The organism is Streptomyces sp. NPDC051217, from assembly GCF_044455465.1.
Classification (GTDB): Bacteria; Actinomycetota; Actinomycetes; order Streptomycetales; family Streptomycetaceae; genus Streptomyces.
Genome location: NZ_JBITEV010000005.1, coordinates 136,964 through 146,974 on the forward strand (window position 1 = coordinate 136,964; position 10,011 = coordinate 146,974).

The window sequence follows — 10,011 nt, forward strand, 5'->3', positions numbered from 1 at the left end:
CGCCACGCCCCCGATCATGTCCCCGTCCGCCCTGTCCTTGGCCGCGTGCTCGGGCAGGTCCTCAGTCATGTCTTCAGGCCGTCCCCTCGACAAGGCGCTCCACCGCGGCCACGGCGTCGCCGATGGCCTCGGGATTCTGACCGCCGCCCTGGGCGACGTCCGGCTTGCCGCCGCCTCCGCCACCAAGGGTCTTGGCGGCGGCGCGGACCAGCTCGCCTGCCTTGAGCCCACGCTCACGGGCCGCCTCGTTGGTCGCGATGACCGTCAGCGGGCGCCCGCCCACCGTCGTGAACAGCGCGACGACCGCCGGGCGGCCACCGGTGATCCGGCCGCGCACATCGAGCACCAGCCTGCGCAGATCGTCGGCCGACGTGCCGTCCGGCACCTGGCCGGTGACCAGGGCCGTACCCCGTACGTCCCGGGCGCCCTCGACCAGTCCGGCGGCGGCGGCCAGCACCTTCTCCGCGCGGAACTTCTCGATCTCCTTCTCGGCGTCCCTCAGCTTGGCGAGCATGCCGGCGATCTTCTCCGGCAGTTCCTCGGAGCGGCCCTTGACCAGCTCCTGGAGCTGGGCGACGACGGTGTGCTCCCTGGCGAGGAAGTTGTAGGCGTCCACGCCCACCAGCGCCTCGATACGGCGCACGCCGGAGCCGATCGAGGACTCGCCGAGCAGCTTCACCAGGCCCAGCTGGGCGGTGTTGTGCACGTGCGTACCGCCGCACAGCTCCTTGGAGAAGTCACCGATGGTGACGACGCGGACGCGCTCGCCGTACTTCTCGCCGAACTCGGCGATGGCGCCCTGCTTCTTGGCCTCGTCGATGGACATGACCTCGGCCTGGACGTCGAGTTCACGCCCGAGTACCTCGTTGATCTGCTGCTCGACGTCGGTGAGGACCGTGCCCGGTACGGCGGCCGGCGAGCCGAAGTCGAAGCGGAAGCGGCCCGGCGAGTTCTCGGAGCCGGCCTGGGCGGCCGTGGGGCCGAGGGCGTCGCGCAGCGCCTGGTGCGTCAGGTGGGTGGCGCTGTGGGCGCGGGCGATGGCGCGGCGGCGACGGGTGTCGATGGCGGCGAACGCGGCGGAGCCCACCGTGACTTCACCCACCTGCACCGACCCCTTGTGCACGGAGACACCGGGGACCGGCTGCTGGACGTCGCGGACCTGGATGACCGCGCCGGTGTCGAGGCGGATCCGCCCCTGGTCGGCGAGCTGGCCGCCGCCCTCGGCGTAGAACGGGGTGCGGTCGAGCACGACCTCGACCTCGTCGCCCTCGGTGGCGGCGGGCGACGGCACCCCGTCGACCAGCAGGCCGACGATCCGCGACTCGCCCTCGGTGCTGGAGTATCCGGTGAACTCGGTGGCGCCGGAGGTGTCGGCGACCTCGCGGTACGACGAGAGGTCGGCGTGACCGGTCTTCTTCGACCTGGCGTCGGCCTTGGCCCGGTCCCGCTGCTCCGTCATGAGCCGGCGGAAGCCGTCCTCGTCCACGGAGAGGCCCTGTTCGGCGGCCATTTCGAGGGTGAGGTCGATCGGGAAGCCCCAGGTGTCGTGGAGCAGGAACGCCTTGTCGCCGGCCAGGACCGAGCCACCGACGGCCTTGGTCTCGGTGACGGCGGTGTCGAGGATGTTGGTGCCGCCCTTGATGGCCTTCAGGAAGGCGGCCTCCTCGGCGAGGGCGACGGTCTCGATGCGCTTGCGGTCGGTGATCAGCTCGGGGTACTGCTGGCCCATCGACCGGATGACCACGTCGATGAGGTCGGCGACGACCGGTCCGGTGGCGCCGAGGAGCCGCATGTTGCGCACGGCGCGGCGCAGGATGCGCCGCAGGACGTAGCCGCGGCCCTCGTTGCCGGGGGTGACGCCGTCGCCGATGAGCATCACGGAGGTGCGCATGTGGTCGGTGACGACGCGCAGGGAGACGTCCGAGGCGGGGTCGGAGCCGTAGCGGACGCCGGTCAGTTCGGTCGCCTTGTCGATGACGGCCATCGACGTGTCGATCTCGAACATGTTGTGGACGTCCTGGAGGACCATGGCGAGGCGTTCGAGGCCGAGTCCGGTGTCGATGTTCTTGGACGGCAGCTCGCCGAGGATCTCGAAGTCCTCCTTGCCCTCGCCGGCGCCGCGCTCGTACTGCATGAAGACCAGGTTCCAGATCTCCACGTAGCGCTCGTCGTTGACGGCGGGGCCGCCCTCTTCACCGAAGTCCGGGCCGCGGTCGTAGAAGATCTCCGAGCAGGGACCGCAGGGGCCGGGCACGCCCATGGACCAGTAGTTCTCCTTCTTGCCCAGCCGCTGGATCCGCTCGACGGGGAAGCCGACCTTGTCCGTCCAGATGTCGGCGGCCTCGTCGTCGTCCAGGTAGACCGTGACCCACAGCCTGTCGGGGTCGAGGCCGTAGCCGCCGTCGGCCACCGGGGTGGTCAGCAGCTCCCAGGCCAGCGTGATGGCGCCTTCTTTGAAGTAGTCGCCGAAGGAGAAGTTGCCGCACATCTGGAAGAACGTGCCGTGCCGGGTGGTCTTGCCTACCTCTTCGATGTCCGGTGTACGGACGCACTTCTGGACGCTCGTCAGCCGCGGGGCGGGAGCCTTGACCTCACCGAGGAAGTACGGCTTGAAGGGGACCATGCCCGCGGGGACCAGCAGCAGAGTCGGGTCGTCCGCGATGAGCGACGCCGAGGGGACGGCGGTGTGGCCGCGCCCCTCGAAGAAGCTCAGCCAGCGGCGGCGGATTTCGGCCGACTCCATCAGTGGTCCTCATTCCGGTTGTGCGGTGTACGCGAGTTGGATCTGTCGCGGTGGTCGTGGCGGTCGTGCTCGTTGTCGTGCTCGTTGTACCGGCGTTCGACGCGGCCCTCGACGGCGAGGCGTCGCCGGGCGGGGAGTTCGGGGTCGACGCCCGCGTCCAGCCCCAGCGCCTCGCCCAGTTCGGACTCGCGCTGGGCCATGCCTGCCCGGACGTCGAGTGCGAAGTCCCTGAGCCGGTGTCCGGCGTCGACGGCCTTGTCGGCCGCCTGCGCGGCGAGGCTCTCGGGTGTCAGCTGCCGGAGTTTGCTGTGGACCTTGGTGGTGGCCCACACACCGGCCGCCGCGCCCGCGGTGAACCAGAACGTACGGCGGAACATCGCTGCCTCAGCCCTTCTGCTTCCTGCTGCGTCGGGCGGACGGAACGGTCCTGCCCACGATGACCGTGCGCCGGCCGCGCGCGGCCGGTACCGGTGCCTTGCGGTCGGCGGGCGCCGGCTCGGCCGGGGTCTTACGTCCCATCGCCCGCCGCACTCCGTAGCCGAAGGCCGCGACCTTCACCAGGGGTCCGCCGAAGGTCGACGCCACGGTCGTGGAGAGCGCCGACGCGTTGGAGGTGACCTCCTGGACGTCCGTGGCGATGGCGTCGACCCGGTCGAGCTGGGTCTGCGCCGCGCGCACGGTCGCCGACGCGTCCGCCAGCAGCGGTACGGCCTGGTCGGTCACGTCCGCGACGAGTTTGGTGGTCGCCTTGAGCGTCTGCGCCAGCCTCACGAGCACCACGGCGAGGAGGGTGACCAGAACCGCCCAGAAGACGGCCACCAGGATCCCGGCAACCTCTCCACCGGTCACGCTGCACCGCTCTCTGCGTTGATGGGTCACTCGGGTCGCACCGGATCCGATCCGGCCCGGCCGACCCGAGAAAAGTCTTCTCTCGACCCTATCGCGCCCGGAGTGGCTCCCCGTACCGCTTTAGGGCGGTCGCGGACCCTGCCTCATCGGCCGGAACGGGGAGGGGGAGTCGCCGCGACGGATTGTACGCGGTGCGTTCGCGCGAGTACTGTGCGTGTCCCATGCGACCTGTCCCCGGCAATCTCCCCGCGGAGCTGAACCGGTTCGTGGGCCGTGCCGACGAACTGGCGGAGCTGACACGTCTGCTCACCGGGACCCGGCTGATCACCCTGGTGGGTGTGGGCGGTGTCGGCAAGACGCGGCTGGCAGTGCACGTGGCCCGCGGCCTCCGGCCGGAGGCGCTGGAGAAGCGCTACTGCGACGGTGTCTGGCTCGCCGAACTCTCCGCGATCCGCGACCCCGCGCTGCTCGACCACGCGCTCCTCGACACCCTCCGCATCACCGACCACAGCGGCCGGCCGACCCGGGAGGTGCTGCGCGCCCATCTCGCCGACCGGGGCCTGCTGTTGGTGCTGGACGGCTTCGAGCAGCTGGTCGAGCCGTGCGCGGCGCTCGTTCGGGATCTGCTGCGCCGCTGCCCCGGACTCCGGGTGCTGGCCGTCGGCCGTCGCCCCCTCCGGCTGGTCGGCGAACGGACCTTCCCTCTCGTCCCGATGTCGGACACCGACGCGCGGCGGCTCTTCACCGAGCGGGCCGCCGACATGGCGCCCGGCAGCCGCGCTCTCGACGAACACCGCGACGCCGTACGGGAGTTGTGCCGCCGTCTCGACGGCATCCCGCTCGCGCTCGAACTGGCCGCCGCCCGGCTGCGCGTCCTGTCCGTCGAGCAGATCCTCCGGCGGGTCGACGACCGCTTCCAGTTGCTCACCGGGGGCTCGCGCGGCGAGCTGCCGCGCCATCGCACGCTCCGTACCGCGATCGGCTGGAGCCACGAGCTGTGCACCCCGGCCGAACGGCTGCTGTGGGCACGGCTCTCCGTCTTCGCCGGGCCCTTCGACCTGGAGGCGGTCGAGTACGTGTGCGCGGGACCCGAACTGCCGGCGGAGAGCGTGCTCGACGTGCTCGACGCGCTGATCGCCCAGTCCGTGGTCGTCCCCGAGGAGACTCCGGCCGGGCCGCGCTACCGGATGCTGGATACGGTGCGCGCGTACGGCGCCCAGTGGCTGGACGCCCTGGGGGACACCGGGCGGATGCGTCGCAGACACCGGGACTGGTACGTGGGACTGGCGACCTGGTGCGAACTGGACTGGTTCAGCCCCCGGCAGGCGGAGATCGCCGCCTGCGCCGACAGCGCGCTGCCCAATCTGCGCGCGGCCATCGAACTCTGTCTGGAGACGGACGGCGAGGCCCATCTGGGGCAGTATCTGGCGGGCACGCTCTGGTTCTACTGGGCGGGCTGCGGCCGGCTCACCGAAGGGCGGCACTGGCTGGAGCGGGTCCTCGCGCCGGCCGATCCGCGGGACGAGGTCCCGAAGGACGGGCCCCACCAGGAGGAGGCCCGGCAGGAGGAGCCCCCGCACGGCGGATCTCGGCACAACGGCTCACGGCTCAAGGCCCTGTGGGTGCTGGGCCATGTGGCGATCCTCCAGGGCGACAACACGGCCGCGGTGGGGGCTCTGTACGAGTGCCGGGGAGAAGCGGCCCGTACGGAGGACGCTCTGGCGCACACGTACGCCGAGCACCGGCTGGGGTGTCTCGCGCTCCTCTCCGGTGACATGCCGCGCGCCGAACGGCTGCTGCGCGCCGCGCTCGGCGTCTACCACGAGTTGGGCGAGCTCAACAGCAATGTGCTGATGGGCCAGGCGGAGCTGGCCCTCGCCCTGGTCTTCCAGGGCGACCTGGACACGGCCGTCGCGCTCTGCGCCGACGTGCGGGACATCTGTGAGGACAGCGGCGAACGCTGGACCCGGTCCTACGCCCTGTACGTCCACGCGTACGCGGCCTGGACGCTCGGCCGTCTCGGCGAGGCCCGCGCTCTGCTGGCCGAGTCCGTCGCCATCCACCACACCTTCAACGACCTGGTCGGGCTGGTGCTGTCGATGGAGCTGTTGGCGCTGGTGACCGCGGGCGAAGGGGATCCGGCCGAGGCCGCGGTGCTCCAGGGCGCGGCCACCCGGCTCTGGCAGTCGGTGGGGGCGCCCCTGTTCGGCTCGCCCACCTTCGGGGCGCCGCGCGAGCAGTGCGAACGCCGGGCGACCGAGCTGCTGGGTCCCGAGCTGTACGGCGCCCGGGTGGCGGAGGGACGCGCCCTGCCGTCGGCGGCGGCCGTCGAACGCGCGCTGGCCGGGCCGCGCGAGGCCGGGCTGCTCCCCCGTCAGCTGTCCGGCGGGCAGAGGGCGACGCCGGACCGGAACGCCGACCGGGAAACCGGCCGCGACGCGGGCCGGGAAAAGCGAGAGCCCGCCGGCTCCCCCGGCCAGATCGGCGGGGAAGCGGCGGGCTGAAGCGCGTACTACCGCGCGAACCACACCTGGATCAGCTGGTGATCAGCGGGCGTAGTACTCGACGACGAGCTGCTCGTCGCAGATGACCGGGATTTCCTTGCGCAGCGGGTCGCGGTCCAGACGGAACGCCAGCGCCTTCAGGTTGACCTGGATGTAGCGCGGGGTCTCGCCGTCCGTGTCGTAGCCACCCTCGCGCGCGACCTGGAAGGGAACCTTCTCGCGGCTGCGCTCGCGGACCATCACGACGTCGTCGGGACGGACGCGGAACGACGGCTTGTCGACCTTGCCGCCGTTGACCTCGATGTGGCCGTGGACGACCATCTGACGGGCCTGGTAGATGGTGCGGGCGATGCCCGAACGCAGGACCAGGGCGTCGAGACGACGCTCCAGCTCGACGACCAGGGCCTCGCCGGTCTTGCCGCCGGCCTTGCGGGCGCGGTCGTAGGCGCGGGCCATCTGGCGCTCGCTGATGTCGTACTGAGCACGCAGACGCTGCTTCTCGAGCAGACGGACCTTGTAGTCACTGTTCTGCTTGCGGCCGCGGCCGTGCTCGCCCGGCGGGTAGGGACGGGCCTCGAAGTACTTCACGGCCTTCGGCGTCAGCGCGATACCGAGCGCGCGTGACTTCTTGACCTTGGGACGCGACTGGTTAGGCACGTTCTCCAGACCTCCGTTGTAGGTTAGGTTAGGCTCACCTTACTCAAAGGAGATCGCATGTCTCGTCGCCCTGGGAACACCACGCGCATCACAGACAGTCTCGACGCGCAGGGCATCGATACGACGGAGGTCCGATCAGCTCATGGTCAGCCGCGTCCCAGCGGGCTTGAAATCGCCCGGATGCCGTCAGCAGCCGAGCGCACACGAACTCTCGTACAGAGTACATGCTCAGCGGTGCTGCTCGTCCCGGGCCTGGACGCCCCGCGGCCCGACCAGTTGATGCCCGACGCGCGGAGCGTGGACAGCCAAGGTGACCTGCTGCTGGCCTTCGCGGCGGACTCCCCCGTCGTCCGGGCGGCGACGCACGCGCAGGCCGACGAACTGGCCGCCGTGCTGGAGATCACCGATGTCGCACCGGTCTCCGTGCCCCACCGGATCCGGGGCCGCGCCTGGGTCTCCGGCTGGCTGACGCGCGTACCGGGTGCGGCCGAGCCCGGCCGGATGACGCTGCGGCTGGAGGTCGGCGAGGCCTACGTGGACGATCTGTGGGGCGCGGAGTCGGTGGAGGCGGACGAGTTCGCCGCCGCCGTACCGGACCCGCTGTCGGAGCACGAGGCCGAGCTGCTCCAGCATCTGCACGCCGCGCACAGCGCCGAGGTGCGGACGCTGCGTTCGCTGCTCGGCGAGCGGACCGGCGGCGGGACGGCGGCCGTGCCGGTCGGCGTGGACCGCTTCGGGCTCCGGGTCCGCTTCACCGGCGTCAACTGCTTCGACGCCCGCTTCGACTTCCCCGAGCCGGTGCGCGACGTGAGCGAGCTGCGCCGCGCCATGCACGCGCTCTTCGAGGCCGCGAGCAGCTGAGCGCGGACGGCACGCCACCCGCACCCGCACCCGCACCCGCACCGAAGGCTCAGTACGACGGGGCGTCGCCGCGCAGGCGTTCGCGGACCTTCTCGACCACGTCCGCGTAGCGCGCCTCAGCGCCGTACCGCGTCGGTTCGTAGTACCGCCTGTCCCGCACCTCGTCCGGGAGGTACTGCTGCGCGGCGATACCGCCCGGCACGTCGTGCGGGTAGACATACCCCTGCGCGTGGCCGAGCTTGGCCGCCCCCTTGTAGTGACCGTCGCGCAGATGCGGCGGTACCGGACCGGCCAGGCCCTTCTTCACGTCCTCCAGCGCGGCGGAGATCGCGAGCGTCGCCGCGTTCGACTTCGGGGCCAGCGCCAGCGCGATGGTGGCGTGGCTGAGGGTGAGCGCGGCCTCCGGGAAGCCGATCATCGCCACGGCCTGCGCCGCCGCGACGGCCGTGGGCAGAGCCGTCGAATCGGCGAGACCGATGTCCTCGCTGGCCGAGATCATCAGCCGGCGGGCGATGAACCGGGGGTCCTCGCCCGCCTCGATCATGCGCGCCAGATAGTGCAGCGCCGCGTCCACGTCGGAGCCGCGGATCGACTTGATGAGGGCGCTCGCCACGTCGTAGTGCTGGTCGCCGTCGCGGTCGTACTTCACGGCGGCGCGGTCGACCGTCTCCTCCACCGTGGCGAGGCTGATCTCCTTCTCACCCTTGGAGATCGCGGCACCTGCCGCCGCCTCCAGGGCGGTCAGGACCCGCCGGGCGTCTCCCCCGGCGATCCGCAGCAGATGTGCCTCGGAGTCGTCGGGCAGGGAGACCGCGCCGCCGAGCCCGCGCTCCTCGGTGAGCGCGCGCCGCAGCAGGGCGCGCAGGTCGTCGTCGGTGAGCGGCTCCAGCGTCAGCAGCAGGGAGCGGGAGAGCAGCGGGGAGATGATCGAGAAGTACGGATTCTCGGTGGTGGCCGCGATGAGCGTGACCCAGCGGTTCTCCACGGCGGGCAGCAGGGAGTCCTGCTGGGCCTTGCTGAAGCGGTGGATCTCGTCCAGGAAGAGGACGGTCTCCTTGCCGAAGCCGCCGGAGGCGCGCCGGGCGCCGTCGATGACGGCCCGGACCTCCTTGACACCGGCGGTGATCGCGGAGAGTTCGACGAAACGCGCGTCGGTGGCCTTGGAGACGACATGGGCGAGCGTCGTCTTGCCGGTACCGGGCGGGCCCCAGAGGAGCACCGACGAGGGACCCGCGGGTCCCCTGCCCTGGGCGGCCTGTTCGACCAGGCGCCGCATCGGGGAGCCGGGCTTGAGCAGATGCCGCTGGCCGACCACCTCGTCCAGGACGCGCGGGCGCATCCGGACGGCCAGCGGGCTGCTGGACGGGTCCTTCTCCTGGCGGTCTTCGGCTGCTGCGGTAAAGAGGTCGGGCTCCACATCTCAGAGCCTATGCCAGCCCACTGACAGCACGACCGGCGCGACCGGCGCGACCGGCGAGGACTCAGCCCGAAGCGCGGGTCAGCTGGTCCAGAAGTCCCACCAGCGGGTCAGGATCAGCATCCCGATGATCCCGATCCACAGCACCGGCAGCACCCAGTGGAACTCACCCAGCCCGCTGCGCAGCCACCGCGGCGCCGGGAGGATCCGGTGCGTGACGTTGTACGTCGTGACGTAGGAGAACATCACGATCGTCGCGACCCAGGCCAGCGAGCACCAGAGGCAGAGGGAGCCGATGTTGTACAGCGACTGGTACTGGAGCCAGGTGCAGAAACCGACACCGAACAGCATTCCCGCGTTCAGCCCCAGCCAGAACCACCGCCGGTACCGCGCCCCCGCCAGCAGCCCCGCCCCCACACACACCACGACCGCGTACGTCACCAGCCCCAGCAGCGGATTCGGAAACCCGAACGCCGACGCCTGGTCGCTCTTCATGATGTTCCCGCAGGACACCACCGGATTCAGACTGCACCCCGGCTGAAAGCCCGGATCCTCCAGCAGCTTGAACTTGTCGATCGTGATCACCCACGACGCCAGCACACCCGCCGCACCCGTCACCACCAGCAACCACGCCAGCACCCGCCCCGCACCGAAAAGCCCGGGGGCGCCGCGCTCCGCCCGGTCGGCCGACACGTCGTCCAGCGCTGTACTCGTCATATCGCCGTTCCATCACTCGTGGTCCGCCGCAGCGGAGGGTCCGGTCAATTCTGCCGCACCCGCCCCCGTGACCACCGTTCGATGGACATAAGGACGCACCGACGGCCGTCCCGGAGAGGCCGGTACCGCAACCGCGGCGGGGGCCCCCCCCCCCCCCCCGGCCGGGGGCCCCCCCCCCCCCCCCCGGCCGGGGCGGGGGCGCGCGGGCGGGGGGGCCCCCCCCCCGCGGCGGGGGGGGGGGCGGGGGCCCCGCCGCGCAAGAG

8 protein-coding genes are annotated in these 10,011 nt (G+C 71.4%); 2 read left to right on the forward strand and 6 right to left on the reverse strand.

Annotated elements, in window-relative coordinates:
- Positions 1-73: 73 nt before the first annotated feature.
- Genes alaS through ACIBBB_RS14050 form a run of 3 tightly spaced genes read right to left on the reverse strand, consistent with a single transcriptional unit; the run spans position 74 to position 3,592 of the window.
- The gene (alaS, locus tag ACIBBB_RS14040) at positions 74-2,743 is read right to left on the reverse strand and encodes an alanine--tRNA ligase (RefSeq protein WP_398981546.1); all 2,670 of its coding nucleotides are present in this window, start codon (positions 2,741-2,743) and stop codon (positions 74-76) included.
- Complete coding sequence (locus ACIBBB_RS14045; protein ID WP_398981548.1) at positions 2,743-3,120, reverse strand: DUF6167 family protein; 378 nt, start codon at positions 3,118-3,120, stop codon at positions 2,743-2,745. The genes alaS and ACIBBB_RS14045 overlap by 1 nt, the downstream gene beginning before the upstream one ends.
- Before the next feature lie 7 nt (positions 3,121-3,127).
- Positions 3,128-3,592 (reverse strand): DUF948 domain-containing protein, encoded by a 465-nt coding sequence (locus ACIBBB_RS14050; RefSeq protein ID WP_398981550.1) that lies wholly within the window; start codon positions 3,590-3,592, stop codon positions 3,128-3,130.
- Between the two features lie 221 nt (positions 3,593-3,813).
- Between ACIBBB_RS14050 and ACIBBB_RS14055 the strand changes: the two genes are divergently transcribed.
- Positions 3,814-6,096, forward strand: coding sequence for an ATP-binding protein (locus ACIBBB_RS14055; protein WP_398981552.1), 2,283 nt, complete (start codon positions 3,814-3,816; stop codon positions 6,094-6,096).
- Positions 6,097-6,138: 42 nt separating this feature from the next.
- Here ACIBBB_RS14055 and rpsD read toward each other — a convergent pair whose 3' ends face one another.
- Positions 6,139-6,753 carry a 30S ribosomal protein S4 gene (gene rpsD, locus ACIBBB_RS14060; protein ID WP_329389912.1) on the reverse strand — a complete coding sequence of 205 codons (615 nt, stop codon included), beginning with the start codon at positions 6,751-6,753 and terminating at the stop codon, positions 6,139-6,141.
- A 180-nt stretch (positions 6,754-6,933) separates the two neighbouring features.
- Between rpsD and ACIBBB_RS14065 the strand changes: the two genes are divergently transcribed.
- Positions 6,934-7,614: a DUF2470 domain-containing protein gene (locus ACIBBB_RS14065; RefSeq protein WP_398981555.1), complete on the forward strand. Its 681-nt coding sequence runs from the start codon at positions 6,934-6,936 to the stop codon at positions 7,612-7,614.
- A gap of 49 nt (positions 7,615-7,663) precedes the next feature.
- Here ACIBBB_RS14065 and ACIBBB_RS14070 read toward each other — a convergent pair whose 3' ends face one another.
- Positions 7,664-9,031: a replication-associated recombination protein A gene (locus tag ACIBBB_RS14070; RefSeq protein WP_398981557.1), complete on the reverse strand. Its 1,368-nt coding sequence runs from the start codon at positions 9,029-9,031 to the stop codon at positions 7,664-7,666.
- Positions 9,032-9,112: 81 nt separating this feature from the next.
- Positions 9,113-9,748 carry a vitamin K epoxide reductase family protein gene (locus tag ACIBBB_RS14075; RefSeq protein ID WP_398981558.1) on the reverse strand — a complete coding sequence of 212 codons (636 nt, stop codon included), beginning with the start codon at positions 9,746-9,748 and terminating at the stop codon, positions 9,113-9,115.
- Positions 9,749-10,011: the final 263 nt, after the last annotated feature.